The following is a 26,610-nucleotide window of genomic DNA, read 5'->3' as shown; positions in this document are numbered from 1 at the left end:
GCTTACAGGTACTCGACGTTACCGTCGACACTGATCGCCTGGCCGGTCACGTTGCGGGCGGCGGGCGAACAGAGAAACAACGCCATGGCGGCCACGTCTTCGGCGGTCACCATGCGCTTGAGGGAAATCTTGTTGAGGTATTCCTGGCGCATCTGGGCTTCGGGTACGCCGACCTGCTCGGCGCGGGCACGGATCACGCTGTCCATGCGCGGGCCTTCGACGATGCCGGGCAGCAAGGCGTTGACGCGGATGTCGCTTTCGCCCAGCTCCGAAGCGAGGGATTTCATCAGGCCGACGATGGCCCATTTCGTCGCCGCATAGGGTGTGCGCCACGCGTAGCCGAGGCGCCCCGCCACCGAGGCGATATGCAGCAAATGGGCGTGGGACGATTCCTTGAGCATCGGCACCGCATGGTGGGCAAAGCGGTATTGCGCGGTGAGATTGATGTTGATGGTGGCTTGCCATTCGGCATCGCTGATCGTGTCGATTCCGCCCGTCGGCCCGGCGATACCCGCGTTGTTGACCAGCACATCAAGGCCACCGAAATGCTCGCGCTGCAGCTTGAACACCGCCTCGATCTGATCGGCGTCGCTCACATCGGCACGGGTGGCCAGGCTGCCTGGATATTTATCGCGAAACGCCGCCAGAGCCGATTCGCTGACATCACACACATGCACCTGGGCGCCGGCCTCCAGATACGCCGCCGCCAATACCTCGCCGATGCCTGCGGCGCCGCCGGAAATCAACACACGTAAGCCGGGATAAGGCTGCAGCCGTTGTAAGACACTCATGCACGTTTACCTCCTGAAACAGACGACCGCACACGGTCGTTCTTGACGAGCAGGCGCGCCAGGGAATCGGCGGCCTGCATGATATCGTCGGTCACCGCCGCGCGAGCGCCAGCGCCATCGCGGGCGGCCAGGGCTTCAACGATGCGCGTATGCGCTTCCATCGAGCGTTGCAGGTGGGCTTTATCCGGTGCGACCAGCGCAAAACACGGCCCCATGTGCAGCCAGAAATTCTCCACGGCGGCCATGGTCAATTCGGCTTGCGCCACCGCATAGATACGCCGGTGAAAGGCGAAGTTGGTCCACAGATAGCGGGACACATCAACTTCGTCGGCGGCATGCTGCATCTGCCGACACAGGTCGGTGATTTTATCGAGGTCGGTTTTTTGCAGAAGCAGCACGGCCTTTTCCGCCAGCAGCCCTTCGAGGGCGACGCGCGCGTCGCGAATTTCGCGCAAACGCTCCACCGTCATCAGGCGGACCCGAAGGCGTGAAGTTTCGGTGACTTCAAAGGCGTTTTCAGCGCTGAGGCGCTGCAGCGCTTCGCGCACTGGCATGGGGCTGGAACCGAGGGCTTCGGCAAGGCCGCGAATGGTGAGTTTCTGGCCGGGCTGGAAGCGACCGCTCATCAGCGCTTCGCGGATCTGGCGGTAGACCTGGTCTTGCAGGGTATCGCGGGAGACCTGGCGCAGGGTGGGCAGGAGCAAAGGACCGTCTGTCATGAGGAAAACCTGTCTTGTGATGCTTATGGCTCCAATATGTGATCACAAATCAAATATGTCAAATAATTTCCCGTAGCGCCGTGCACCTATGAAAGTAGGAGTGGGCTTGCCCGCGATTGCGGTGTATCAGCCAACACATGGGTTGACTGACACACCGCAATCGCGGGCAAGCCCACTCCCACAGTTGTACTGCGTTGTGCTTGAAATCAGGGTTTCAAGGGGAATTCCTGATCCCGCTCGGAAAGCTCGGTGCCGTCGTCCGGATGTTTCCAGGTTTGCGGTTTTTCTTCTTCATGCCGCTGCGAGGGCTGCTCGCTGTCCGGCTCGTTGTGCTGCTTCGGTTCATTGCCCATAGCCACCTCCCGTCCGTAAGAATTGGACACAGCTTCAAGCATAGAACAAGGCCGGGCTTCAGGCCGGCGCCTCGATTGATAGCCAAGACACATCAATCCATCCAAATTTGTCACTTATCATTTCTAAATGTGTCAGCCACTATCCCAAGTCTTAAGCGAAACAAGCACTTTAAAAAGAACGCTGGAGACACAAAACCATGACTAGCCCTTCCCGGCCTGCGGCTGCCCCCTCGAAAGTAGGCGCCGTATTACGCGTCACTTCGGGCAACTTCCTCGAACAGTTCGATTTCTTCCTGTTCGGGTTCTACGCCACCTACATCGCTGCCGCCTTCTTCCCCGCCGCCAATGAATTTGCATCATTAATGATGACCTTTGCCGTGTTCGGTGCAGGCTTCCTGATGCGTCCTTTGGGCGCGATCATCCTGGGTGCCTATATCGACGACGTGGGTCGTCGCAAAGGCTTGATCGTGACCCTGTCGATCATGGCCAGCGGCACGCTGTTGATCGTGCTGGTGCCCGGTTATCACACCATTGGCCTGTGGGCGCCGTTGCTGGTGCTGCTGGGTCGTCTGCTGCAGGGCTTCTCGGCCGGTGCGGAATTGGGCGGGGTGTCGGTGTACCTGTCCGAGATGGCCACGCCCGGCCGCAAGGGTTTCTATACCAGCTGGCAATCGGGCAGCCAGCAGATCTCCATTGTGGTCGCCGCCGCACTGGGCTATGGCTTGAACGTATGGATGGAACCGGCCGTGGTGGCCGATTGGGGCTGGCGCATTCCGTTCGCCGTCGGTTGCGTGATCATTCCGTTTATCTTCGTGCTGCGACGCAACCTGCAGGAAACCGAAGAGTTCGCCAAACGCAAGCATCGCCCGACCATGCGTGAAGTGATGGCCACCCTGGTGAAGAACTGGACCGTGGTGATCGGCGGCATGCTGATGGTGGCAATGACCACCACCGCGTTCTACCTGATCACCGTGTACGCACCCACCTTCGGTAAGACTGTGCTGCAACTGAGCACCTCCGACGCGCTGCTGGTGACCTTGCTGGTGGCAGTGTCCAACTTTGTCTGGCTACCGATCGGCGGCACCCTGAGCGACCGCTTTGGCCGCAAGCCGGTACTGATCGCCATGACCGTGCTGACCGTTCTCACGGCTTATCCAGCGTTGTCCTACGTGGTCAACGCGCCAAGCTTTGCGCACATGCTGGAAACCCTGCTGTGGTTCTCCTTCCTCTACGGCATGTACAACGGCGCAATGATCCCGGCGCTGACTGAAATCATGCCGGTGGAAGTACGCGTTGCGGGCTTCTCCCTGGCCTATAGCCTGGCCACCGCGGTCTTCGGTGGCTTCACGCCCGCGATCTCCACCTGGTTCATCCATATCACCGAAGACAAGGCTTCACCCGCCTACTGGATGATGTTCGCTGCGCTATGCGCGCTGTGCTCTACCCTCGCGCTGTATCGCCGTGCCAACACCCGTGGCCAGGTCATGCAGGGGGCCGCGCAATGAAGCCGCTGTTCAAAACCCTGACCGCCATGGTGCTCGGCGCCCTGGCGCTGTCAGCCCAGGCTGACGAACTCAAGGTGATGACCTCCGGCGGCTTCACCGCCGCGTACAAATTGCTCGGCCCGCAATACGCCAAGCACAGCGGTGACACCCTCGACACCATCCTCGGCCCGTCGATGGGCAAGGCGCCGGAAGCGATTCCCAACCGCCTGGCCCGTGGCGAACACGCCGATGTGGTGATCATGGTCGGCTACGCCCTGGATGAGCTGATCAAGCAAGGCAAGGTCGACCCGGCTTCCCGCGTGGAACTGGCGGATTCGCGGATTGGGCTGGTGGTGAAGGAAGGCGCGGTCAAACCTCACATCGGCACCGACGCCGAACTCAAGGCCGTATTGAGCAAGGCCAAGTCAGTGGCGTATTCGGACAGCGCCAGCGGTGTGTATGTCGAGAAGGAGCTGTTCAAAAAGCTCGGCATGCCGGCCAAGGGCACCATGATCGAACGCGTGCCGGTGGGCGAGCAGGTGGCCAAGGGTGACTACGAAGTCGGCTTGCAGCAGGTGGCGGAATTGCTGCCGGTCAAGGGCGTGACGTTTGTCGGCAAGATCCCGGAAGACGTGCAGTCCGTTACCCGTTTTGCAGCGGGTATTCCAGTAAACGCCGAACACCCGGAAGAGGCCAAGGCGCTGCTGCAGTTCCTGGCATCGCCGCAAGCTCAACCGGTGGTGCAATCCACCGGCCTGGACTCGGTGTCACGCTGAGCGGAACGGCATCTCCCGCACTAATCGTTCCAACTCCAGCGCCGCCGGCGGCAATGTTCGCCCGCGGCGCTTGATCAAGCCCACGTTGCGCATCACGTGCGGCTCCACCAGCGGCACACTCACCAGAATCGGGTGTTCACCCGCCGGCATCGCAATCGACGGCACCATCGCCACACCCAAGCCCGCCTCCACCAATCCGATCATCGTGGTCACGTGGTGGGTCTCGCAGATACTCGGCTTTTTCACACGCACACCGCGCAGCGCCTGGTCCAACAGGAAGCGGTTGCCCGAGGTTTTGTCCACCGTGATGTAGTCATGCTCGTAGGCTTCGGTCCACGTCACGCTCTCACGCGTGGCCAACGGATGGTCACGACGACAGGCCAGCACATAGCGCTCCTGAAGCAACAACTCGAACTCCACTTCATCCGCCAGGCTGCCGCTGAAGCTCACGCCAAAATCCGCTTCGCCACTTTCTACCGCATTGCACACCTCACCGGCACTGGCATCCAGTACCCGCAGGCGAATCTTCGGATACAACTTGTGGAATTCGGAGATTACGTGGGGCATGAAGTAGTACGCGGTGGACGGCACGCAGGCAATGGTGACATTACCCATGCGCGTGGACGCGACGTTGCTGATGCCCATCAAGGCGATATCGAGATCGTCGAGCATGCGTTCGACCTGGGGCAGGAACGCTCGCCCGACCATGGTCAGGCTGACCCTGCGCGTGGTGCGCTCGAACAGTTTTACATCGAGTGCGGACTCAAGCTTTTCGATACGCCGGCTTAGCGCTGGCTGCGAGATCCGGATAGCTTCGGCGGCGCCGCGAAAACTGCCCTTGTCTACCACGGCGCGGAAGGCTTGGAGGTCGTTGAGGTCGAAGTTGATGATCACGGGAGGGAGCCAAAGTGGTCAGGGTGACGAGCATTATCGTATGGGAGCCGGTGGGACGCCATGCGTGCCGGGACGGGTTTTCCGGATAACCCTGTTACACATATTGAGTCATACATATCAGCAGGTTATCAGCCGCCTACGACCACGCAATCGTCAAAACGGGTCAATACTTGCGGCCTGACTTACACAACGGGAGATGTAGCACTCATGGAAACCTATCAGTTCTGGATGGACGAAGAGACGCCGGATATCGGCATCGATCAGTTGCTTCTTGCATCGCGCCAATGGTCGAGTAGGGTTGAATCCTACCCATTGTCGGCGGACACCCCAATGCGCTCAACCCAGCAAATGAGCATCACGCTCCCCCTTGAAATGGCTGCCCTGGTCAAAGCCAAGGTGGCTGCCGGCGAATACGCCACCGAGAGTGAAGTGATTCGCGACGGACTGCGGGCGCTGCTGGCTCGTGACCGAGCCGTGGAAAACTGGCTGAGGAACGAAGTCATTCCCGCAGCGACCGCCCTTGAGGCTGAGCCTGAGCTTGGGCTGTCGGCTGAGCAGGTGCGCGCGCATCTGGCAGTCAAACGTCAGCGTAAAAGCACAGGAAAAGCGTGAGCTACTCCGTAGTCTTTTCGCCTGGAGTCCTGGCACAACTCGATGCACTCGAAGATTACATCAGCGATGCCGGCTCCCCTCCTGTAGCTGCGCGTTTCATAGATAACCTCGTCAGCCACTGCGAAAGCCCTGCCCTGCTTCCCTTGCGTGGGGTGCGACGCGACGACCTGCTAACGGGCTTGCGCATCACTCATTATCGTCGCAGCACCATTATTGCCTTCAGGGTTAAGCCTGATTGCAAAACGGTGTCAATCGTGGGGGTGTTTTACGGAGGGCAAGACTACACCGCGTTGTTGCAGGGAGATGAGAATTAGCGCCCAGTGATGAATCAAAAAGCCTGCTGAAAACCGGTCGGTAGGCTTAAGTGTTCCTTCTCGCTGATCGAGTAAGCGGACGACTCGTCACATCGATAGCACTGATGATTACTATCGAAACGACCGCCTGCTCGATTGCCGATACTGATTCCTATAATCCCTTCCAAATTCCCTTCCCGCCTGGCTTCAGGCGAACTTCCTCCTGGAACCCAATCCCATGCCAAGCGCGAGCCAGGCCCCTAGCGGGCCTCCCGAACATAATCAACAAAGCGTCAAACAACAGTGGCTGGCGATTCTTTCGGTCGCCGTGGGTGCTTTTGCCCTGGTGACCAGCGAATTTCTCCCGGTGGGCGTACTTAATGATGTCGCCAGCGACTTGGGCATCAGCGCCGGTCACGCGGGCCTGATGGTGACGCTGCCCGGTATCATGGCCGCCCTCGCCGCCCCGTTCCTGTCGGTGAGCATCGGCGCCATGGACCGTCGCTATTTGCTGATCGGCCTGACGCTGGTGATGATCATCGCCAACTCGGTGGTGGCTTTCGCCAGTGATTTCAGCCTGCTGCTGTTTGGTCGCGTCTTGCTCGGCATCAGCATTGGTGGCTTCTGGGCGACGGCCATTGCGCTCAGCGGGCGGCTGGCGCCCAAGGGCGTGGGTGTTGCGAAAGCCACCTCGATCATCATGATGGGCGTGACCCTGGCCACCGTATTGGGCGTGCCTGTCGGTACCTGGCTCAGTGGTCTGATGGGCTGGCGTATGACCTTTCTCGTTACCGCGCTGGTGGGTATTCCGGTGCTGCTGGCGCAGATCTTCCTGCTGCCCCGCCTCACCCCGGAAAAAGCCATTGAGATCCGCGACCTGCCTGCCTTGTTTATCAACCCACAAGCTCGGGTCGGGTTGATCGCCGTCCTGCTGATCGGCCTGGCCCACTTTGCCGCGTACACCTATGTCGCGCCCTTTTTCAAACACAGCTCAGGCTTTGACGGACCAACCATTGGTTCGCTGTTGCTGTTGTATGGCGTGGCGGGCGTGATGGGTAACATCTTCGCTGGCTTCGCCGCCAACCGCAGCGTACGCAACACCCTGCTACTCGTTGCACTGATGATCGGTACCAGCACCGCGCTGTTCCCCTACTTCGCCACCGGCATGACCGGCGCAGCGATGCTGATCGCCCTCTGGGGCTTCGCCTTCGGCGCCTTCCCGGCCTGCGCCAGCATCTGGATGTTTGTCGTCGCGCCCAAGGATGTAGAACGCGGCATGCCACTGTTTGTGGCGCTGTTTCAGGTGATCATTGCCCTGGGCTCATTCTTTGGTGGGCGCATTGTCGATCAGATGGGTAGCTCGGTGTTGTTGAGCCTGGCCACGGTGTTGGTGGGATGTGGTTTTGCCACCGTACTGGTGCTCGGGCGCAAGGTGAGCAATAGCCTGGTGGCGCAGCCTGCCTGACTAGGTTGAAACCGCAAAAAGCCTGCTGGGCGTTGAGTTCAGCAGGCTTTTTTATTTGGGCGGGAAATTATTGAACCCGCTTATTGAAAAGCCTGGTAACGAGAATTCCCATAGTACGCGCTGCTGCGCGTAAGTCCCTCGGCTAACCTGAAAAGGTCGCTGGTGTGGCGACGTACTTCAAGGAGCTTATATGCCAACGAAATATCGGGATGCGGTTACGGGAGAGTATGTGACAGAGGATGAGGCGAAGAAGAGGCCGCGGGAAACGGTGAGGGAAACGGATAAGAAGCCGTCAGCAAAATCACAGAGTAAAAAATCGAAGCTTCAGGCGTCGCAGTGAAACCACTCACCGCTCACGCCACTCGGTTGAGAACCAGCGAGTAAAGCGTGTCTATCGGCGATCTTAGGCGACAACCGCGCCGAAGGATGCGCTGACCCCTTCCCGCTTCAAAGGCTTGCTCCATGGCGCAGTAACCCGTCACGGAGGGGCTTTTGAAGCGGCTGGCTGGCTAGAGTCCTTGGTTAAAACATGTGAGCTGAAGGCCAGAAAATCGCCAAGGTGCTTGGTAATGATCGCAACTGTGATCGGCAGCTGCAGCGTTTGATACTCATGCACCGCGATATTGCGGAAACCGACCATATTTTTCAGATTGGTCAACAAAGAAGGGTTCACCCATCCACCCTGTGCCAGCAGCTCGAACACATCACGAGCGCCCTGGGGAACGCCAAGACGCTCGCGGCGGATCAGATGCTGCCCCATGTCCAGAGCAGCCTCACAGGCGCGCTGGATGTTCAGGATGGCCGCATCCTGACGGGTAAAATCGGTGGCAAAGCTGGCGGGATCCTTTTCGTATTCCTCGCGAGCCCTAGCAACGCAGCGCTCGATGCTGGCCGCCTTGTTAATGAGTACATCATCGACCATATACCGTCCCGTCCTTATGAATGTCGACAAGCAGCCCAGCCCTGGCAGAATCCAGCGCAGTTTTCTCGCTGAGAATATAACTTTCAAAAATACCGGCCTGGCTGTCCTTAGTCCAAAGTCGACGCCCCGTGGTTATAACCTGGTATTGCATGACCGTCGAAGCCGCACGCAAGTCCAGCAGGTCGACAGGAGCTTTGACGATATCCGCCAGCTCTCCGGATAAGCGCCACAATTGTAGGGGGTCGATGATCCCTTCAATCAGCACAGCCACGTCAAGATCGCTGTCAGCATTCGCCTCGCCCGTGACTCGGCTGCCAAAGACGTACACAGCCAACAGCCCTGCAAGATTCGCCTGTAAATGCTTGAGCACTTTTTCAAAATTCATGACCGACCCGCCCTTGTCATCAGGTGATGACGACCGTAGCAGAATTCACCTGGGCATTTCTGCTACAAAAACAAAAACCCCCAACAACATAAGTTATTGGGGGTTTTCGTTTATAAATAATGGCGGAGAGATAGGGATTCGAACCCTAGGTACCGGTGAAGGTACAACGGATTTCGAATCCGTCCCATTCGGCCACTCTGGCATCTCTCCAACGGCGCGCATCATAACAGCATGGTTCGTGGATGCAAAGCGCCGAAGCGGTTTTTTTCCGTGCTATCAGATGCTTGCGTCGATTACAGCGGTACGCCGAGACGATTGGCGACTTCTTCGTAGGCTTCGATGACGTCACCAAGGCCCTGGCGGAAGCGGTCCTTGTCCATTTTCTTCTTGGTGTCCTTGTCCCACAGGCGGCAGCCGTCTGGGCTGAATTCGTCACCCAGGACGATGGAGCCGTCGTGGAAAACGCCGAATTCGAGTTTGAAGTCCACCAGCAGCAGGCCCGCGTCGTCGAACAGCTTGCTCAACACATCGTTGACCTTGAGGGACAACTCTTTCATCCGCGCCAGTTGTTCAGCGGTGCCCCAACCGAAGGCCACGACGTGGGATTCGTTGATGAACGGGTCGCCCTTGGCGTCGTCCTTCAGGAACAGCTCGAAGGTGTAGGGATTGAGCTTGAGGCCCTCTTCCACGCCCAGGCGCTTGACCAGGCTGCCGGCAGCGTAGTTACGCACGACGCATTCGACCGGGATCATGTCGAGTTTCTTGACCAGGCACTCGTTGTCGCCCAGCAGTTTGTCGAATTGGGTCGGTATGCCGGCCTCTTCGAGTTTCTGCATGATGAAGGCGTTGAACTTGTTGTTCACCATGCCCTTGCGATCAAGTTGTTCGATACGCTTGCCGTCGAACGCCGAGGTGTCGTTGCGAAACAGCAGGATCAGGCGGTTGGCGTCGTCGGTCTTGTATACCGACTTGGCTTTGCCGCGGTAGAGTTCTTCACGTTTTTCCATGATGGGCTCCGCTTTGAGTGAGGTGGGCTAGGCGATGTGGCGCCAGTCGAGCCCTGAATCTTGATCGGCCAGTTGCAGCCAGTCCGGGTCGCACCCGAGGGTGTCGACAAAACATTGCCGGGCAAGCGTCGGCAGGTTGTTCTTGCTGCTCAAGTGGGCCAGGACCAGGTGTTGCAGGTCTTGCCAGCCCAACTCATACACCAGGTACGCCGCCTGATGGTTGTTCAAATGTCCCAGCTCGCCGCCCACCCGCTGCTTCAGAAAGTAGGGGTAATGACCGCGAGCCAGCAGGTCTCGGCAGTGATTGGACTCGATCATCAAGGCATCGAGGTCGCGATAACCGTCCAGCACCCTGGCGCAGTAGGAACCCAGGTCGGTGAGTACACCGAAGCGTCGCTCGCCGTCACTGAATACATATTGCGTGGGTTCCTGGGCGTCGTGAGCGACCGCGACAACATTGATGCTCAGGGCACCGATCTGCAGTTGCTCGCCACCGGCCAGGAAACCTGCGGGTTCAATGGGTTTGCGCATCCCGCGCAACGTGCCGCGACTCAAGTACACCGGAAGATTGTAGCGCCGAGACAGCAAACCCACGCCATGCACGTGGTCGGCATGTTCGTGGGTCACCAGAATCGCACTCAGCTGCGCAGGGTGAACCCCCAGGCGCAGCAGGCGCCGCTCGGTTTCTCTTAACGAGAAACCACAATCCACCAGTACGTACGTATCGTCGTGGGCGACCAGCGTGCCGTTCCCTTGGCTACCGCTACCGAGAACAGCAAAACGCATCGGATCAGCCCAGGTTGTCCTGAATCACGCCCAACACCTTGCGCGCTGTTTCAGCTGGCGCGACGGTGTTGATGTTTTTCTCGACGGTGACTTGCACGCTTTCGCCGACCTTGCTCAAACGAACCTGGTAACGCTCGGCGCGGGTCTCGACTTCTTCCTTGGTCGGCTGGCTGCCGAACAACTTGCCGAAGAAACCTGGCTCGTCGTCTTTTTTCTCGGCCTTTTCAGCCACATTGATGTAGTACAGGCCCAGGCTGCGGTTGATGTCTTCAACGCGCCAAGGGCCCTGCTCCAACGCGCGACCTACGCTGGCCCAGGCGCGATCCAGGTCTTCACCCAGGTTCAGCACCACGTTGCCGCTGCCGTCTTCGGTGAGGCTGACGCGGCTAGGCGTATCGTAATCACGTGCGGCGAGCAGCGAAACCGAGCCACCCTTCTCGGAGATACGGCTCATGCTGGCCAGCATCTCGTCAACCAGCGCAGCATCGACGCCGGTATTGACCGAGCGATTGGTGAAATCGACGTTGGCGGTGCTGCCGGCGGGACGCTCGGCGCTGACCACATAGACTTCACTGGTATTACGCTGCACGCCAGGCTCGATGCGTACACGCACGCGGGCTTCGTTATCGGCGGCTATGCCACTGGCCTGCAGACGCTGGGCCATGTTGGCGGACAGTTCGCTGCTGCGTTGCCAGGCGGTGGTGAACTCACCGGTCTGCGGACGCTGCTGGTCGAGACGGAAACCATTGTCCTGGAAGAACTGCACGGCCACCGGCCAGACTTCGGCTGGCGGACGCTGGGCCACGATCCAGCGGTTGTCGCCGCTCTTCTGCAGGCTGTAGTCGCTGGCATCGGCCACCGCCGTGATCGGCTGCGGGCGGGGCACCACGTACTCGCCCTTTACGGTGTCGTCGGCGACATTGCGCGGAATCGGCAGCAGCGGGTCGAGGCGCTTGGCGACGCTCACGTCAGGCGGCAGTTGCATGGGTTTGGTTGCTTGCGCTTCCAGGTAATCGCTGCCGCGGTCACGGAAGTAGCCTTCCGGGCCCCATACCCAACCGCAGCCACTGGTGCTGGAGATAATCAAGGCAAGTGCGGAAAGTCCGGCCAATCGCTTCATGCGTAGTGCTTCCTCAATTAAACCAGGACGCCGGACTGGCGCAGGGCCTGTCGCAGCGGTTCGTGACAGGCTTCGCTGAGCCGGGTGAGCGGCAGACGGATACCGTCCGGCATCAGGCCCATCTCAAACAGCGCCCACTTCACGGGAATAGGGTTGGATTCGATAAACAGTGTCTTGTTGAGCGGCATCAGCTTCTCGTGGATCGCACGCGCGGTCGCGGCGTCACCGGCAATGGCGGCGGCGCACATGTCGCTCATGGCACGCGGGGCGACGTTGGCGGTCACGGAGATGTTGCCCTTGCCACCCAGCAGGATCAGTTCCACTGCGGTGGCGTCGTCACCGGAATACACCAGGAAATCGCTGCTCACGCCGGCCAGGATGTCCTTGGCGCGCTGCAGGTCGCCGGTGGCTTCCTTGATACCGATGATGTTCGGCACGGTAGACAGGCGGATCACCGTTTCGGCTTTCATGTCGCACGCGGTGCGGCCGGGTACGTTATAGAGGATCTGCGGGATGTCGACAGCTTCGGCAATGGTGCGGAAGTGCTGGTACAGGCCTTCCTGGGTCGGCTTGTTGTAGTACGGCGTCACCAGCAGGCAGGCATCGGCGCCGGCCTTCTTGGCGTTGCGGGTCAGTTCGATCGCTTCACGCGTCGAGTTGGCGCCGGTGCCGGCGATCACGGCGATGCGGCCCGCAACGCGCTTGACCACGAACTCGATCACCTGGATGTGTTCTTCCACATCGAGGGTGGCCGACTCACCTGTGGTGCCGACCGCCACGATGGCGTTGGTGCCTTCTTGCAGGTGGAAGTCCACCAGTTTGCCCAGGCTGTCCCAGTCGAGATGACCTTGTGCATCCATGGGTGTGACCAGTGCCACCATACTGCCCGCAATCATGCAACCGCTCCTGCCGGAAAAAGAGAGCGGTAATGGTACTGGCGCCAAGATGCTTGTACAAGCGAAGTACCGTGCGAGGATGCGTTCTGGCGCAACTAAACGACGGGCAATGCCATCATTGGGCCAAAGCGGCACTTGAAGCAGGCTGTTCACGTAATGAAAACGCCACCTCCTAGCCCTTGGCGATGGTTTTCGCTACCCTTCATCCTTTGATCGATACAGCCCTGACAGTATCGACCGCTCATCGCTTTAGGAAGGCTGCATGTCCACCCCCACAGTTCGCGAACAATTCCTTGTTATCAGTGCCCTCGGCGCCAACCCCATGGAGCTGACCAACGTCCTGTGCCGCGCCAGCCATGAGAACCGCTGCGCCGTCGTGACCTCCCGCCTGACCCGCCATGGCGAGTGCAGTGCGCTGGTGCTGCAGATTTCCGGCAGTTGGGACGCCCTCGCACGCCTGGAGACCGGCCTGCCGGGCCTGGCCAAGAAGCACAACTTCACCGTCAACGTCGTGCGTAGCGCAGCCCTGGAAAATCGCCCACAGGCCCTGCCTTACGTGGCCTATGTCAGCTCGGCCTACCGCTCGGACATCGTCAACGAGCTGTGCCAGTTCTTTATCGATCACAACGTCGAGCTGGAGAACCTCACCTGCGACACCTACCAGGCGCCACAAACCGGCGGCACCATGCTCAACGCCACCTTCACCGTGACCCTGCCGGCTGGCGTGCAGATCAGCTGGTTGCGCGACCAGTTCCTTGACTTCGCCGACGCCCTTAACCTTGACGCCCTGATCGAGCCTTGGCGCCCACAGAACCCTATGTAAGGACGTACCCATGCCGGTAGCCATCGACACACCCGTAGCCGATTTCGAAGCCCAGGCCACCAGCGGCCAGACCTTCAGCCTTGCCGCCCTCAAGGGCAAGCAAGTGGTGATCTATTTTTACCCGAAAGACAGCACCCCGGGTTGCACCACCGAGGGCCAGGGCTTTCGTGATCAATACGCCGCATTCAGGGCTGCCAATACCGAAGTGTTCGGCGTTTCGCGCGACAGCGTGAAATCCCATGAGAACTTCAAGAGCAAGCAGGCGTTTCCGTTCGAGCTGATCAGCGACAAGGACGAAGCGGTATGCCAGCTGTTCGACGTGATCAAGCTGAAGAAGCTATACGGCAAGGAATACCTGGGTGTGGATCGCAGCACCTTTCTGATCGACAGCGAAGGCGTGCTGCGTCAGGAATGGCGCGGCGTGAAAGTGCCGGGGCATGTGGACGCGGTTCTGGCGGCGGCGCAGGCGCTGAACAAGGCTTGATCTTCGGCTGTTGACGCAATCAGGCCTTGCGCAGCCAATAACGGAACACACCAGCCGCCTCTTCTTCCTGGACCAGCGTATGGCCCGCCAGCTTGGCGAAGGTCCGAAAATCGCGCTGGGAGCCTGCGTCGGTGGCGGTCACTTTTAGTACGGCGCCGCTGGCCAGTCGATTGAGCTCCAGCTTGGCCTTGAGCAAGGGCAACGGACAGTTGAGGCCGCTGGCATCGAGTTCGGCGTCAAAGGCTACAGCGTCGGTCATGGTGTTACTCCAGGCAAACATTTGAGCTGCTTAGAATATCTGGTCCGAAGCTCAGTGTCCGGCTACAGTAAGCTCTTTGTCGAAAGGCTTTGTGCATGAATTTTTTGCGCCCTTCCCTGCTGACGCTGGCCTGCCTGCTGGCCTCCCCGGCCTTCGCTGACGAGCTGCCGTCACTTGGCGACGCCAGTTCTGCCATTGTCTCGCCGCAACAGGAATACCAACTGGGCCGCGCATGGCTGGCCTACCTGCGGGGCCAGGTCTCGCAGCTCAATGACCCGCAGCTCAAGGATTACGTCGAAACCAGCGTGTACAAGCTGGTGGAGACCAGCCAGGTCAATGACCGGCGCCTGGAATTCATCCTGATCAACAGCCCACAGCTCAACGCCTTCGCGGCACCCGGCGGGATCGTCGGGGTCAATGGCGGCCTGTTCCTCAATGCCCAGACCGAAGGTGAATACGCTTCGGTGCTGGCCCACGAATTGGCGCACTTGTCCCAGCGCCACTTTGCCCGAGGCGTGGAAGCGCAGTCGCGCATGCAGATCCCGATGATGGCCGCCCTGCTCGGCGGCATCATTGCTGCCGCAGCCGGTGCTGGCGATGCAGGCATTGCCGCAATTGCCGGCTCCCAGGCCGCCGCGATCCAGGAGCAACGTCGATTCTCCCGGCAGAATGAACAGGAAGCCGACCGTATTGGCATCCTCAACCTGGAGAAAGCCGGCTACGACCCGCGCTCCATGCCCACCATGTTCGAGCGCTTGATGCGCCAATACCGCTTCGACGCCAAGCCGCCGGAATTCCTGTTGACGCACCCGGTTACAGAATCGCGGATCGCCGATACCCGCAACCGCGCCGAGCAGGCCAAACCCGGCGGAAAGGAAGACAGCCTGCGCTATCAGTTGATCCGCGCGCGGGTGCAGTTGAAGTACGAAGACACGCCGGGCCTCGCCGCCAAGCGTTTCCAGGCACAGCTGGACGAGAATCCAAAGAACGATGTGGCGCGCTATGGCCTGGCCATCGCCCAGATCAAAGGCACCCAGCTCAAGGAAGCCCGGGAAAGCCTGGCGCCCTTGCTGGCCAAAGCGCCCAACGACATCACCTACAACCTGGCGCAGATCGAGCTGGACATCACCAGCAATCGCATGCCGGACGCCCAACAACGCACTGACCGCATGCTGACCCAGTACCCGAGCAACTATCCGCTGAACCAGGTCCGCGTAGACCTGTTGCTGAAGCAGAACCGTACAGCTGATGCGGAAAAAGCCCTGGATGGCTTGCTCAAGTCGCGCCCGGATGATCCAGACGTGTGGTATCAGGTCGCAGAAACACGCGGCTTGTCGGGCAACATCATTGGACTGCACCAGGCACGCGCCGAGTATTTCGCCCTGGTGGGCGACTTCCAGCAGGCCATTCAGCAGCTGGACTTTGCCAAGCGTCGCGCCGGCAACAACTTCCCATTGTCCTCGCGAATCGATGCGCGCCAGCGTGAGTTGATCGAGCAGGAACGCCTGGTCAAAGGGATGATGAGCTAAACCCATCACCCACAAAAAAGCCCCGCCATCGTTTATCGATAGCGGGGCTTTTTATTGGGCTGGAAGGTTACTCGGCCAGCTTGAAGGTGATGAAGCTCGCGCGCCCCTGACGCAGCACGCGCATCGACACCGAGCGATTCTTCGGCAACGCCTTGGCGATGTCGGTGAACTCCTTGGTGGTATCGATCGCCTGGTTGTTCAGGTGGGTGATCACGTCACCGGGCTGCAGGCCGATCAACGCGGCTGGGCCGTCCTGTACTTCCTTGATCACGACACCGCTCTTGAGGTCGTAGGTCTTCTTCTGCTCGGCTGTCAGCTCAACCACGGCAATGCCCAGGCGGTTGCTGCTGCGTTCGGCACCCGGTTTTGCGTTGCCCAGGGCGTCCAGGGTCGCACCTTCTTCCGGGATTGCGCCGACGGTGAGTTCGACATTCTGACGCTTGCCATCACGAATCACTTCCAGCTTGGCTTTGCTGCCGGCCTTGAGTGCGCCTACCAGATGCGGCAAGTCAGCCGACATGATGATCGGTTGGCCGTTCATGCTCAGGATTACGTCGCCAACCTGCAGGCCGCCTTTGGCAGCCGGGCCGTCATCCTGAATCTGTGCGACCAGCGCACCCGCAGGCTTGTCGAGACCGAAAGACTCTGCAAGGTCCTTGTTCACTTCCTGGATTACCACACCCAGCCAACCGCGGCTCACTTTGCCACCGGCCTTCAGCTGATTGGAAACGTCCATGGCCACGTCGATCGGAATCGCGAAAGACACGCCCATAAAACCACCGGAACGGGTGTAGATCTGCGAGTTGATCCCTACCACTTCGCCAGCCAGATTGAACAGCGGACCACCGGAGTTGCCCGGGTTGATCGGCACGTCGGTCTGGATGAACGGCACATAATTTTCATTAGGCAGGCTGCGGCCGATGGCGCTGACAATGCCCTGGGTGACGGTGTGGTCAAAGCCGAACGGCGAACCGATCGCCACCACCCACTGGCCCGCTTTCAGGTCCTGGGATTTGCCCAGTTTAAGCACCGGCAAGTCTTTGCCTTCGATTTTCAGCAAGGCCACGTCGGAGCGCGGGTCGGTGCCGACCAGCTTGGCTTTCAACTCACTGCGATCGGCCAAGCGCACGAGGATCTCGTCAGCATCGGCAATCACATGGTTGTTGGTCAGGATATAGCCGTCAGGCGAAATGATGAACCCGGAACCCAGTGACTGCGCTTCGCGCTGCCCACCGCCGCCGCCACGTGGCGAGCGTGGTTGCGGCATGCCGCGCTCGAAGAACTCGCGCAACATCGGCGGCAAGCCTTCCAGGTCGGGCATCTGCTGGTTCGAAACTTTGCGATCCGGCAACTTCTGCGTAGTACTGATGTTCACCACCGCAGGTGAGGCTTGCTCCACTAGTTGGGTGAAGTCAGGCAGCTCGACCGCTTGCGCGGGTACCGCCTGACCCAGCACCAGCACTGTGGCAACTATGGATAGGTAAGACTTCAAACGTGGTATCGACATACAGCTCCCGTTACGACGAGCAGGGTTGAGCGACAGGGTTCAAAAAAGGCCGAAAACCGCAATCGACATTTTTTGTTCCGCGAAAAAACAAGGCCAGGGCCGACAAACCCTGACCTATAAAAAACATAAGGATTTTTTGCAAGTGAAAATGCTGATCCAGACATTTCATGCTCTCGGTAGGCACCCTGGCGTGAGCTCAGGATGAAAGATCAGGATGAACACTGGATTAACGAGTCACGGCTTGGCCGCCGTCTTTTCACCACGAACCGACAACGCGATGCGCTCGGCCGTACCAATCGGGATTTCCCCTACAACCGTTACCATCATTTCGCCGTCCACCGTATTCACGTGCCGGGACACTGCAACCGTAGGCCCGAGCTGAGTACGGGTTTCTGACACGTTCGCCCCATCAGTCGACTCAAGGAACACCGAGAAACGTGCAAGCCCATCGTCATACATCAAGCTATCGAGGGTGGATTTCGTTTGGGCGTCTTTGCGAGATGCACTACTGGTGAGCTCAAAGCCAGGCGGCAACCAATCCAAATGCCACGCATTGGAAGCGGGCGTTTGCGCTGCCTTGACGGGGCCAACCGCAACAGGCGTGCATTCGCTGCTGGGCTGCAAATCACGATCAGCGGGAACTGCCGACGTATTCAGTCGAACAAACTGAAAGCGCTCCAGCAGTTGCCCCTGCTCACTGAGCAGCAACGATTTGAGAGGTAATGCAGTTTCACGATCCAGATGCAGCTCGAAACCGTAGCGATAATGATCACGCGGGGTGATCGAAACAATCACCGCATTACGACCGGCCACGCGAGATTTGCCAATAACGGCCAAGTCATAGAATTGATTGAGTTTTTGCGGATCCAGCGAACGTGAAGCTGTGTCACGGGAGTTTCCCAGGCCGGCGACAAGCGTACCGCTGACACACTGGGTATGGCCGTCTACTCGTACGACTTCCTGGGCAGAGCCATCGAGCTGCAACAGTCGCTCGCGGACCTGACCTTCCTGGACACGATGCCAGATGTCGTGAGTAGAAAAACTGCCGTTACGCTCATAGATGAACGTACCTTGAAAGCTTTGCTGCTGCTCTGCACGCCCAAGTCGAGTCAGCCAGTCTTGGGCGTCATCGGCATGGGCGGGTAGTGCAAACCAACTACTGAGCAAAAGCGTAAGGAGCGGTATGGCGCGCATAAAGCTCCTCAGCGGTTCAGCGGTTTTCCAGGCTTGCTGCGCGAGCGTATGGCAGAGCACTTTCAGCATTCTTCCCAGCCGCTTCCTGAGCATGTTGGCGCAGGTAGCCTGGTAGACGCTGGTCCTGCCAGCCGGATTGCCCCTGAAGCACACCGTTAGCCATAGGGCCGGCGGTATCAGAGCTTTCCTTGTAGCCAGCCAGTACAGCCGGGCCTTTGACTTGCGGACCAGCCATGACCGGTTGCTGAGTCTGCTGGGCCAGTTCGGCACCGGCGATTTCGTCCTGGTTATACAGACGAACACCGGCCAGTACGGCGACGGTCACCGAAGCAGCGACTGCCAGACGACCCAGGCTACGCCATGGACCACGAGCAGCTTTTGCCGGAACGGCTTCATCGGCCAGCGCGGCAGAAACGGCCGCAGCAATATCCAGACGAGGGATTAGAAGATCCTTGTGCATCACCGCCCGAGCGACTTGGTAACGAGACCAGGTATCACGGGTTTCGGCATCATCAAATGCGTTGAGCACTCGACGAAGTTCCAGTTCATCCGCTTCGTTATCCATCACTGCGGACAGCGATTCCTGCAGGGCATCACGACTCATGGCGGTTCCTCTCTTGGCTGTCGCCGCTGTCTTTAGTTTTCCTGCAACAACGGTTGCAAGGCTTTGTCGATGGCTTCCCGGGCCCGGAAAATCCGTGACCTTACAGTCCCCACCGGACATTGCATGACGCTCGCAATGTCTTCGTAACTCAGACCATCGAATTCACGTAAAGTTAATGCCGTACGTAAATCTTCTGGCAGTTGCTGAATCGTTCGATGAACGGTTCCCTCGATTTCGTCGCGCAGCAAAGCTCGCTCCGGCGACTCGAGATCTTTGAGGCCGTGATCACCGTCATAAAATTCAGCATCTTCTGAACTGACATCACTGTCTGGTGGGCGGCGACCGCGTGACACCAAATAGTTCTTCGCCGTGTTTATGGCGATGCGGTACAGCCACGTATAAAACGCACTGTCACCGCGGAAATTGCCCAGTGCACGGTACGCCTTGATAAAGGCTTCCTGTGCAACGTCCTGCGCTTCATGGGTGTCGTGCACAAACCGCACGATCAACCCGAGAATTTTGTGCTGATATTTCAGCACTAGCAGATCAAATGCTCGCTTGTCGCCGCGTTGTACGCGCTCGACCAGCTGCTGATCCTCTTCCTGGGTTAGCATGAACACTCCTCGTTGTGCTCGAAGGAGGCTTGCATAACTAAACGATCAGGCTTGTAAACATAGACTCGGGCTTTTCGCAAAAGTTCTCCCCCTTCAAGCAAGTTTCCGGCACGCACTGATTTGGCACACACGAAAAACGCAGCTCAGGCAACGCCGGCTGCGCGAATAATCTTGTCGCCGGTCTTCTGACGCGTCCAATGCTCCCGACGGGCCAATAAACTCAACGTTTTCCCAGCTTTCGGGCAACCTGCTATTGAGTCGGGGCTTATGCAAAAAGTTCCCGCTCGCTGACTGGCTGTGTAACCAAAGCTGTGCACCGTAATCTCACAATGCCACGAATGCCTGGCTATTGTGCCGCTCCACCCCTCTATATACTAGTGGCCCGTGTGCCCCTTTGATTCGCCGATCCAGGCGTCCTGCTTGCGCCTCCTCCTCGGATCGCTTTTTGCGGAATCCATTCAATGAGCCAACAGTTTCAACACGATGTTCTGGTGATCGGCAGCGGCGCCGCCGGTTTGAGCCTGGCACTGACCCTTCCCAGTCACTTGCGTATTGCCGTTCTGAGCAAAGGCGACCTGGCCAACGGCTCGACATTCTGGGCCCAGGGCGGCGTCGCAGCCGTGCTGGATGACACTGACACCGTCCAATCCCATGTCGAAGACACCCTCAATGCCGGCGGAGGCCTGTGCAATGAAGACGCGGTGCGCTTCACGGTCGAGCATAGCCGGGAAGCCATCCAATGGCTGATCGACCAGGGCGTGCCTTTCACACGCGATGAGCATGCTGGCAACGACGACGGCGGATTTGAGTTTCACTTGACCCGCGAAGGCGGCCATAGCCATCGCCGTATCATCCATGCCGCCGACGCCACCGGCGCCGCCATCTTCAAGACGCTGCTCGAGCAGGCCCGCCAGCGCCCCAACATCGAACTGCTGGAGCAGCGTGTCGCCGTAGACCTGATCACCGAAAAACGCCTGGGCCTTAGCGGTGAGCGCTGCCTTGGCGCCTACGTGCTGAACCGCACCAGCGGCGAAGTCGACACCTACGGCGCGCGCTTCACCATCCTCGCCTCCGGTGGCGCAGCCAAGGTCTACCTCTATACCAGCAACCCCGACGGCGCCTGCGGTGACGGCATTGCCATGGCCTGGCGCTCGGGTTGCCGCGTGGCGAATCTGGAATTCAACCAGTTCCACCCCACTTGCCTGTACCACCCCCAGGCCAAGAGTTTCCTCATCACCGAGGCCCTGCGCGGTGAGGGTGCGCACTTGAAGCTGCCCAATGGCGAACGCTTCATGCAACGCTTCGACGCACGCGCAGAACTGGCGCCACGCGACATCGTCGCCCGTGCCATCGACCATGAAATGAAGCGCCTGGGCATCGACTGCGTCTACCTGGACATCAGCCACAAACCGGAAGCCTTCATCAAGACGCACTTCCCTACCGTCTACGAACGCTGCCTGACCTTCAATATCGACATCACCAAAGGCCCGATCCCGGTGGTGCCCGCTGCGCATTACACCTGCGGCGGCGTGATGGTCGACCAGCATGGCCGCACCGACGTGCCCGGCCTGTACGCCATCGGCGAAACCAGCTTCACCGGCCTGCACGGCGCCAATCGCATGGCCAGCAACTCGTTGCTCGAATGCTTTGTGTATGCGCGCTCGGCGGCGGCGGACATCCTTGAACAATTGCCACGCATCCCGGTGCCGGCCGCCCTGCCGCGCTGGGATGCCAGCCAAGTGACGGATTCGGACGAAGACGTGATCATCGCGCACAACTGGGACGAGCTGCGGCGCTTCATGTGGGACTACGTGGGGATCGTGCGCACCAACAAGCGCCTGCAACGGGCACAGCACCGGGTGCGCTTGTTGCTGGATGAAATCGATGAGTTCTACAGCAACTATAAAGTCAGCCGCGACCTGATCGAATTGCGCAACCTGGCACAAGTGGCCGAGCTGATGATTCGCTCGGCCATGGAGCGCAAGGAAAGCCGGGGCCTGCATTACACCCTTGACTACCCGCAGATGCTGCCCGAGGCACGCGACACTATTCTGGTGCCAGCCACCTACGGCGACTGAACTTCAAGCGTACGCGCAGGCGCCGGTGCATATCGGCGGTCTGAGCGTCGCGGGGCACGCACGTCGAACGCACCCACCGCTCGCCCTGCACGCGATAACGCAGCACTACGACCAGGGGCAGCGCCAGGCTGTCAGGTCGTAATTGCACGCTGTGCCAGCCACGTTCGGCGCTGAACAATTGCCAGCCGTCATCGTCGCGGCGCAGGCCCTGCACCGACGAGCGGTGAGTCAGCAGGACATGCCGCGGCAACACCCAGGCGGCGTGGGCCAGGCATGCCAGCATGCCCAATGAGGCAAAAGGCAGGTCGACAGCCAGGCAGGCACCCAGCGCGAACAGCTGGGCAAACAGATACGCCGCCAGCAACAGCCGTGAGGCCTGCCAGCGGCATTCAAAGCGGTTACTTGGGCTGGACACGATCCAGGATCATCCGAACCATGCGCTGCAGCTCCGGGTCTTCCGATTCGGCACGCTCCATGAACCAGCCGAACATGTCCTGGTCTTCGCAGGTCAGCAGTCGCACGTAAAGGTCGCGATCGACCTTGTTGAGCGTCGCGTAGACTTCCTTGGTGAAAGGCACCAGCAACACGTCCAACTCCAGCATGCCACGACGGCTGTGCCAGTAGAGGCGATTGATTTCTACATCTTCGACCATGGAGCGCTCCTCAAATAGAGCGCAAGTATACAGGCCCGACAGCACCGGAACAGTCGGCTTTGGTCGCGCCCCATGGAAACTATGCATTTGCCGGGCGCCCCTCTATGATGCACCCATGACTTTTTAACCTGCGATGACCCATGGCCGACTCTGCTTTTTTCTGCCCCCTGACCCACGAAGGCGTTCTTGCCGTCCGCGGCGCTGACGCTGCCAAGTTCCTGCAGGGCCAACTGACCTGCAACCTCAATTACCTGAGTGACACCCAGGCCAGCCTGGGTGCGCGCTGCACGCAAAAAGGCCGCATGCAGTCGAGTTTTCGCATCCTGTTACAAGGTGACGGCGTGCTGCTGGCCATGGCCCGCGAACTGCTCGAGCCGCAATTGGCGGACCTGAAGAAATACGCGGTGTTCTCCAAATCCAAACTCGCCGACGAAAGCGCCGCCTGGGTGCGTTTCGGCCTGGCGAACGCCGACCAGGCCTTATTCGCGCTTGGCTTGGCGCTGCCGGTCGAGACCGACAGCGTGGTGCGCACTGAAGCGCTGATCGCCATCCGCGTATCGCCTGGCCGCGCTGAACTGTGGGCGCCCGCCGAACAGGCCGAGCAACTGCGCAGCCAATTGGCAGCAACCCTGCCGCAAGCCGATCTGAATGAATGGCTGCTGGGCCAGATCCGCGCCGGTATCGGCCAGGTGATGCCACAGACCCGCGAACTGTTCATCCCGCAGATGCTCAATCTGCAAGCCGTGGGCGGTGTCAGTTTCAAGAAAGGCTGCTACACCGGCCAGGAAATCGTCGCGCGCATGCAGTACCTGGGCAAACTCAAACGCCGGCTGTACCGCCTGAGCCTCGCAGTCGCCGAATTACCCGAACCGGGCACCGCACTGTTTTCCCCCAGCCATAACAGTTCGGTCGGCGAAGTGGTCATTGCGGCAAAAGCCGACCAGTCCATTGAACTTCTCGCCGTGCTGCAAGCCGAAGCTGCCGACCATGGCGACGTACGCCTGGGTAGCCTGGAAGGCGCCGCCCTGCAAATGCTCGACCTGCCCTACCCGTTGGATCGCGACCGCGAGATCCAGCGTTAATCGCCGCACCTTTTTGCAGCACCCTAGAGAGCATGAATGAACAAGCTGGCGGAAAAAGTCCAACAGGCTTTGATGAAGGCCATCGATAACGATGACCTGGTTCTGCCGACATTACCGGAGGTGGCCCTGAAGATTCGTCAGGCCGCCGAAGATCCGGAAATCAGCATCAGCCACTTGAGTAAAGTGATCAGTCGCGATACCGCCCTGTCGGCGCGCCTGATCAAAGTGGTCAACAGCCCGTTGCTGAGGGCGACCCAGGAAGTTACCGACCTGCACACAGCCATCACACGGCTCGGCACCAATTACAGCAGCAACCTGGCCATCGGCCTGGTCATGGAGCAGATCTTCCACGCCCGCTCCGAGGTGGTAGAACAGAAAATGCGCGATGTGTGGCGCCGCAGCCTGGAGGTGGCGGGCGTCAGCTATGCCTTGTGTCGTCGCCACAGCCATCTCAAGCCCGACCAGGCAGCCTTGGGCGGCCTGGTGCACCAGATCGGCGTGCTGCCGATCCTCACCTACGCCGAAGACCATTACGAGCTGCTGTCCGACCCAGTCAGCCTCAACCACGTGATCGACAGCATCCACCCGGTTTTGGGCGACAAGTTGCTCGGTGGCTGGGACTTCCCTGAAATGCTGGCAAAACTGCCGGGCCAGTACCTGAACCTGGAACGCGACGGCACCCAGCTCGATTACATCGATGTGGTGCAAGTCGCCGTGCTCTACTGTCACCGCCACACCGGACACGCACTGGCGAACGTTGATATGACCGGCGTACCGGCAACGAAAAAACTGCGGATTGATCCCTACAGCGAAAAATTGCGCACCGAGCTGGACGAAGCACGCTCGATGTTCTACTGATCAACCGGCGATAAAACTCACCCGCACTTTCAACCCCGCCAACTCGCCATCATGCAGGCTGATCTGCGCCAGATGCGCACGGCAGATTTCCCCGACAATCGCCAGCCCCAGGCCCGACCCCATGCCCTGCTGACTGCGCCGATAAAAACGCTCGAACACCCGGTCCCGCTCATCCAGCGGGATACCCGGGCCATCGTCTTCGACTTCCAGCACCGCCGGCGCCGCCACCCGCAAAATCACATTGCCGCCCGGCGGTGTGTGCGCCAGCGCGTTGTCCACCAGATTGCTCAGCAATTCATTAAGCAGCGTCGGCTCGCCGCGCAGCCACACCGGCTCGTCCGCCTCAAGCGCCAAGGCAACGCCTCGCGCATGGGCCAGAGGCGCCATCGCCATCCCGAGCTCTCGGGCCAATTGACTGAGGTCAAGCAACTGCGCGCCGCCTTCGGCAATGGCCCGGGCACCGTTTTCGATGCGGGCCAGGGACAACAATTGATTAGCCAGATGAGTGAGACGATCGGTGCCCTGGGCCGCGGTTTCCAGGGTGCTGCGCCACGTGGCCGGTTCTTCGGCGCGCAGGCCCAGTTCCAGGCGGGCCTTGAGCGCCGCCAGCGGCGTGCGCAACTCGTGGGCGGCGTCGGCTATGAACTGCGCCTGGCGTTCGAACTGGCCGCGCAAGCGTTCGGTGAAATGGTTGAGAGAACGCACCAGCGGGCCGAACTCATCCTGCACCTCCACCAGCGGCAAGGGCCGCAGGTCGTCGGGCTGACGCTCCTCCACCGCCGTGCGCAGGCGCTCCAGCGGGCGCAGCGCCGCGCTCACGGCAAACCACACCAGCAACAGCGCACCAACGGCAAGCATGCCCAGGCGCAACAAGGTGTCGGCCATCAGGCTGCGGGCCATGGCGACACGGGCTTCGTCGGTTTCCGCCACACGCACCTCTGCCATGCCGTTCATGTTCGGCTCGGAGACAGCCTTGAGCAGGCTCACCACGCGCACGGGCTGGCCCTGATACACGGCGTCGTAGAACCGCGCCAAGGCCGGGTAATCGTCCGTGCGCGGGGTGCCGGGGGGTGGACCGGGCAGGTTTTCGTAACCCGATATCAGTTTTTGGTTGATGTCATTGACCTGGTAATAGATACGCCCGGCGCTGTCGTAGGCAAAGGTATCCAGGGCCACATAGGGCACGTTGGCACTGAGCGTGCCGTCCACCTGGGTCAAGCCGGCGGCAATGGTGCGCGCCGAGGCCAGCAGCGTGCGGTCGTAGGCGGTGTCGGCGGCTTCGCGACCGTTCCAGTAGGCACTCATGCCACTGGCGAGCATCAGCAGCACCAGCAGCAGCGCCAGGTTCCACAGCAGGCGCCAGCGCAGACTGCTGGGCTTATGCATCGCGAGCTTCCAACAGGTAGCCGAGGCCACGGAAGGTGACAATCGCGATGGGCTGGCCGTCGAGTTTCTTGCGCAGCCGGTGTACGTAGATTTCGATGGCATCCGGGCTGGCTTCCTCGTCGAGACCGAACACCTGGGAGGCCAGTTGCTCCTTGCTCATCACCCGACCAGGCCGGGCAATGAGCGCCTCGAGCACGGCTTGCTCGCGGGAGGTCAGCGTCATCAATTCGCCACCGACCGTAAAACGCCGCGTGTCGAGGTCGTAAACCAGCACGCCGCACGCCTGCTGGCGTTCGCCGCCCAGAACGCTGCGCCGTAGCAGCGCCTTGACCCGTGCCTCCAGCTCGGTCAGTTCGAACGGTTTGGCGAGGTAATCGTCGGCGCCCAGGTTCAAGCCATGCACACGGTCCTTTACATCGCTGCGTGCCGTCAGCATCAACACCGGCAGGTTTTTTCCACGGGCACGCAAGCGTGCCAGTACTTCGAAACCATCCATGCGCGGCAGCCCAACATCCAGAATCACGGCCGCGTATTCCTCGCTGCTCAAGGCCAGGTCCGCGGCCACGCCATCATGCAGCACATCGACGGTCAAGCCCGTGCTCTTGAGCGCTTGGGCGACACTTTCGGCGAGTTGCAAATGGTCTTCAACCAGGAGGACGCGCATGGATTTGTACCTCGTTCAGGAGTGGTCGACGCCACGCTTTGGCGGGCAGTTTACAGGCGCAACCTGCCCTGTGAAGCCCGAAAACATTGAAAGGCAATTGAAAGGTTAGTGAAAGCTTCGCCCTTTAGCATCCAGTCACGGTGGCTGTACCCGCCGAGCTACTTCACCGGTAGCGCCCGAAAAACGCCTCGACGCGTTTTCGCCAAAATAAGAACAATAACGGAGTGCACCACGATGCTGTCGACACAGCCCAGACTTGCCCGCCTGTTCATAATTCCCGCCTCAGCCACACCGCTTTCGTCAGCGCCGCCGCACTTGCTGGCTTTTTGCCGCCTGGCCAGGCCCGGGACAACTTCGCGCTTGCCTCTCAAT

30 protein-coding genes and 1 tRNA gene are annotated in these 26,610 nt (G+C 59.9%); 11 read left to right on the top strand and 20 right to left on the bottom strand.

What is annotated here, in order from left to right:
* Nucleotides 1–2: 2 nt before the first annotated feature.
* From C4J94_RS07580 to C4J94_RS27575, 3 genes are all read right to left on the bottom strand, one after another.
* The gene (locus C4J94_RS07580; protein WP_124385601.1) at nucleotides 3–791 is read right to left on the bottom strand and encodes an SDR family oxidoreductase; all 789 of its coding nucleotides are present in this window, start codon (nucleotides 789–791) and stop codon (nucleotides 3–5) included.
* Nucleotides 788–1,510: a GntR family transcriptional regulator gene (locus C4J94_RS07575; protein WP_124385600.1), complete on the bottom strand. Its 723-nt coding sequence runs from the start codon at nucleotides 1,508–1,510 to the stop codon at nucleotides 788–790. Before C4J94_RS07575 ends, C4J94_RS07580 begins: the two co-directional genes overlap by 4 nt.
* Before the next feature lie 206 nt (nucleotides 1,511–1,716).
* Nucleotides 1,717–1,863 carry a hypothetical protein gene (locus C4J94_RS27575; RefSeq protein WP_164485561.1) on the bottom strand — a complete coding sequence of 49 codons (147 nt, stop codon included), beginning with the start codon at nucleotides 1,861–1,863 and terminating at the stop codon, nucleotides 1,717–1,719.
* Between the two features lie 197 nt (nucleotides 1,864–2,060).
* Here C4J94_RS27575 and C4J94_RS07570 point away from each other — a divergent pair, with 197 nt between their 5' ends.
* Nucleotides 2,061–3,368: an MFS transporter gene (locus C4J94_RS07570; RefSeq protein WP_124385599.1), complete on the top strand. Its 1,308-nt coding sequence runs from the start codon at nucleotides 2,061–2,063 to the stop codon at nucleotides 3,366–3,368.
* The gene (locus C4J94_RS07565; RefSeq protein ID WP_124385598.1) at nucleotides 3,365–4,123 is read left to right on the top strand and encodes a substrate-binding domain-containing protein; all 759 of its coding nucleotides are present in this window, start codon (nucleotides 3,365–3,367) and stop codon (nucleotides 4,121–4,123) included. Before C4J94_RS07570 ends, C4J94_RS07565 begins: the two co-directional genes overlap by 4 nt.
* Here C4J94_RS07565 and C4J94_RS07560 read toward each other — a convergent pair.
* Complete coding sequence (locus C4J94_RS07560) at nucleotides 4,115–5,017, bottom strand: LysR family transcriptional regulator (protein WP_124385597.1); 903 nt, start codon at nucleotides 5,015–5,017, stop codon at nucleotides 4,115–4,117. The two genes, C4J94_RS07565 and C4J94_RS07560, sit on opposite strands and share 9 nt — an antisense overlap.
* Before the next feature lie 330 nt (nucleotides 5,018–5,347).
* Here C4J94_RS07560 and C4J94_RS07555 point away from each other — a divergent pair, with 330 nt between their 5' ends.
* The 3 genes from C4J94_RS07555 (at nucleotide 5,348) to C4J94_RS07545 (ending at nucleotide 7,387) form a co-directional block, all read left to right on the top strand.
* Complete coding sequence (locus tag C4J94_RS07555) at nucleotides 5,348–5,629, top strand: type II toxin-antitoxin system ParD family antitoxin (protein ID WP_164485609.1); 282 nt, start codon at nucleotides 5,348–5,350, stop codon at nucleotides 5,627–5,629.
* Nucleotides 5,626–5,943, top strand: a complete 318-nt coding sequence (locus C4J94_RS07550) for a type II toxin-antitoxin system RelE/ParE family toxin (RefSeq protein ID WP_124385595.1) — start codon at nucleotides 5,626–5,628, stop codon at nucleotides 5,941–5,943. The genes C4J94_RS07555 and C4J94_RS07550 overlap by 4 nt, the downstream gene beginning before the upstream one ends.
* A 217-nt stretch (nucleotides 5,944–6,160) precedes the next feature.
* Entirely contained in the window at nucleotides 6,161–7,387 is a 1,227-nt protein-coding gene (locus C4J94_RS07545; protein WP_124385594.1) for an MFS transporter, read from the top strand.
* Nucleotides 7,388–7,865: 478 nt separating this feature from the next.
* On the opposite strand, the gene C4J94_RS07535 is transcribed toward C4J94_RS07545, so the two are convergent.
* The 7 genes from C4J94_RS07535 to dapA form a co-directional block, all read right to left on the bottom strand.
* Nucleotides 7,866–8,309 (bottom strand): DUF86 domain-containing protein, encoded by a 444-nt coding sequence (locus C4J94_RS07535; protein WP_124385592.1) that lies wholly within the window; start codon nucleotides 8,307–8,309, stop codon nucleotides 7,866–7,868.
* Nucleotides 8,299–8,694 carry a nucleotidyltransferase domain-containing protein gene (locus C4J94_RS07530; RefSeq protein WP_124385591.1) on the bottom strand — a complete coding sequence of 132 codons (396 nt, stop codon included), beginning with the start codon at nucleotides 8,692–8,694 and terminating at the stop codon, nucleotides 8,299–8,301. The genes C4J94_RS07535 and C4J94_RS07530 overlap by 11 nt, the downstream gene beginning before the upstream one ends.
* Nucleotides 8,695–8,814: 120 nt before the next feature.
* Nucleotides 8,815–8,904 (bottom strand) — tRNA-Ser (locus tag C4J94_RS07525).
* A gap of 83 nt (nucleotides 8,905–8,987) precedes the next feature.
* On the bottom strand, nucleotides 8,988–9,701 hold the full coding sequence (gene purC / locus C4J94_RS07520) for a phosphoribosylaminoimidazolesuccinocarboxamide synthase (RefSeq protein WP_003172493.1): 714 nt from the start codon (nucleotides 9,699–9,701) through the stop codon (nucleotides 8,988–8,990).
* Between the two features lie 27 nt (nucleotides 9,702–9,728).
* Nucleotides 9,729–10,487, bottom strand: a complete 759-nt coding sequence (locus C4J94_RS07515) for an MBL fold metallo-hydrolase (protein ID WP_124385590.1) — start codon at nucleotides 10,485–10,487, stop codon at nucleotides 9,729–9,731.
* Nucleotides 10,488–10,491: 4 nt separating this feature from the next.
* The gene (gene bamC / locus C4J94_RS07510) at nucleotides 10,492–11,607 is read right to left on the bottom strand and encodes an outer membrane protein assembly factor BamC (protein WP_124385589.1); all 1,116 of its coding nucleotides are present in this window, start codon (nucleotides 11,605–11,607) and stop codon (nucleotides 10,492–10,494) included.
* 17 nt (nucleotides 11,608–11,624) lie between these two features.
* The gene (gene dapA / locus C4J94_RS07505; protein ID WP_124385588.1) at nucleotides 11,625–12,503 is read right to left on the bottom strand and encodes a 4-hydroxy-tetrahydrodipicolinate synthase; all 879 of its coding nucleotides are present in this window, start codon (nucleotides 12,501–12,503) and stop codon (nucleotides 11,625–11,627) included.
* A gap of 262 nt (nucleotides 12,504–12,765) precedes the next feature.
* Between dapA and C4J94_RS07500 the strand changes: the two genes are divergently transcribed.
* A complete protein-coding gene (locus C4J94_RS07500) occupies nucleotides 12,766–13,326 on the top strand; it encodes a glycine cleavage system protein R (protein WP_017137336.1) in 561 nt (186 codons plus the stop codon).
* A gap of 10 nt (nucleotides 13,327–13,336) precedes the next feature.
* Entirely contained in the window at nucleotides 13,337–13,810 is a 474-nt protein-coding gene (locus tag C4J94_RS07495) for a peroxiredoxin (RefSeq protein WP_124385587.1), read from the top strand.
* A 19-nt stretch (nucleotides 13,811–13,829) separates the two neighbouring features.
* Here C4J94_RS07495 and C4J94_RS07490 read toward each other — a convergent pair whose 3' ends face one another.
* Nucleotides 13,830–14,069, bottom strand: coding sequence for a sulfurtransferase TusA family protein (locus C4J94_RS07490; protein ID WP_124385586.1), 240 nt, complete (start codon nucleotides 14,067–14,069; stop codon nucleotides 13,830–13,832).
* A gap of 95 nt (nucleotides 14,070–14,164) precedes the next feature.
* On the opposite strand from C4J94_RS07490, the gene C4J94_RS07485 reads away from it, so the two are divergent.
* Nucleotides 14,165–15,598, top strand: coding sequence for a M48 family metalloprotease (locus C4J94_RS07485; protein WP_124385585.1), 1,434 nt, complete (start codon nucleotides 14,165–14,167; stop codon nucleotides 15,596–15,598).
* Between the two features lie 67 nt (nucleotides 15,599–15,665).
* Here the strand turns inward: C4J94_RS07485 and C4J94_RS07480 are convergent, their stop codons facing one another.
* The 4 genes from C4J94_RS07480 to rpoE form a co-directional block, all read right to left on the bottom strand.
* Entirely contained in the window at nucleotides 15,666–17,105 is a 1,440-nt protein-coding gene (locus tag C4J94_RS07480) for a DegQ family serine endoprotease (protein ID WP_124385584.1), read from the bottom strand.
* A 234-nt stretch (nucleotides 17,106–17,339) separates the two neighbouring features.
* Nucleotides 17,340–18,299 (bottom strand): MucB/RseB C-terminal domain-containing protein, encoded by a 960-nt coding sequence (locus C4J94_RS07470; RefSeq protein WP_124388934.1) that lies wholly within the window; start codon nucleotides 18,297–18,299, stop codon nucleotides 17,340–17,342.
* Nucleotides 18,300–18,315: 16 nt separating this feature from the next.
* Nucleotides 18,316–18,903, bottom strand: a complete 588-nt coding sequence (locus tag C4J94_RS07465) for a sigma-E factor negative regulatory protein (RefSeq protein ID WP_124385582.1) — start codon at nucleotides 18,901–18,903, stop codon at nucleotides 18,316–18,318.
* Between the two features lie 32 nt (nucleotides 18,904–18,935).
* On the bottom strand, nucleotides 18,936–19,517 hold the full coding sequence (rpoE, locus tag C4J94_RS07460) for an RNA polymerase sigma factor RpoE (protein ID WP_003172477.1): 582 nt from the start codon (nucleotides 19,515–19,517) through the stop codon (nucleotides 18,936–18,938).
* A 461-nt stretch (nucleotides 19,518–19,978) separates the two neighbouring features.
* On the opposite strand from rpoE, the gene nadB reads away from it, so the two are divergent.
* Complete coding sequence (gene nadB / locus C4J94_RS07455; RefSeq protein ID WP_124385581.1) at nucleotides 19,979–21,595, top strand: L-aspartate oxidase; 1,617 nt, start codon at nucleotides 19,979–19,981, stop codon at nucleotides 21,593–21,595.
* Here nadB and C4J94_RS07450 read toward each other — a convergent pair.
* Nucleotides 21,564–22,010: a protein YgfX gene (locus tag C4J94_RS07450; RefSeq protein WP_124385580.1), complete on the bottom strand. Its 447-nt coding sequence runs from the start codon at nucleotides 22,008–22,010 to the stop codon at nucleotides 21,564–21,566. The two genes, nadB and C4J94_RS07450, sit on opposite strands and share 32 nt — an antisense overlap.
* A complete protein-coding gene (locus C4J94_RS07445; protein WP_010212215.1) occupies nucleotides 21,994–22,248 on the bottom strand; it encodes a succinate dehydrogenase assembly factor 2 in 255 nt (84 codons plus the stop codon). Before C4J94_RS07445 ends, C4J94_RS07450 begins: the two co-directional genes overlap by 17 nt.
* A gap of 140 nt (nucleotides 22,249–22,388) precedes the next feature.
* Between C4J94_RS07445 and C4J94_RS07440 the strand changes: the two genes are divergently transcribed.
* Nucleotides 22,389–23,330 (top strand): folate-binding protein YgfZ, encoded by a 942-nt coding sequence (locus tag C4J94_RS07440; protein ID WP_124385579.1) that lies wholly within the window; start codon nucleotides 22,389–22,391, stop codon nucleotides 23,328–23,330.
* 36 nt (nucleotides 23,331–23,366) lie between these two features.
* Complete coding sequence (locus C4J94_RS07435; RefSeq protein WP_124385578.1) at nucleotides 23,367–24,188, top strand: HDOD domain-containing protein; 822 nt, start codon at nucleotides 23,367–23,369, stop codon at nucleotides 24,186–24,188.
* On the opposite strand, the gene C4J94_RS07430 is transcribed toward C4J94_RS07435, so the two are convergent.
* Together C4J94_RS07430 and C4J94_RS07425 are read right to left on the bottom strand one after the other, a co-directional pair.
* Nucleotides 24,189–25,574, bottom strand: coding sequence for a sensor histidine kinase (locus C4J94_RS07430; protein ID WP_124385577.1), 1,386 nt, complete (start codon nucleotides 25,572–25,574; stop codon nucleotides 24,189–24,191).
* Nucleotides 25,567–26,238: a response regulator gene (locus C4J94_RS07425; protein ID WP_099587506.1), complete on the bottom strand. Its 672-nt coding sequence runs from the start codon at nucleotides 26,236–26,238 to the stop codon at nucleotides 25,567–25,569. The genes C4J94_RS07430 and C4J94_RS07425 overlap by 8 nt, the downstream gene beginning before the upstream one ends.
* Nucleotides 26,239–26,610 lie beyond the last annotated feature (372 nt).

The organism is Pseudomonas sp. R5-89-07 (assembly GCF_003851685.1).
Taxonomy (GTDB): domain Bacteria; phylum Pseudomonadota; class Gammaproteobacteria; order Pseudomonadales; family Pseudomonadaceae; genus Aquipseudomonas.
Note: the sequence above shows the minus strand (reverse complement) of the source record. Positions and strands in the feature narration are given on the sequence as shown.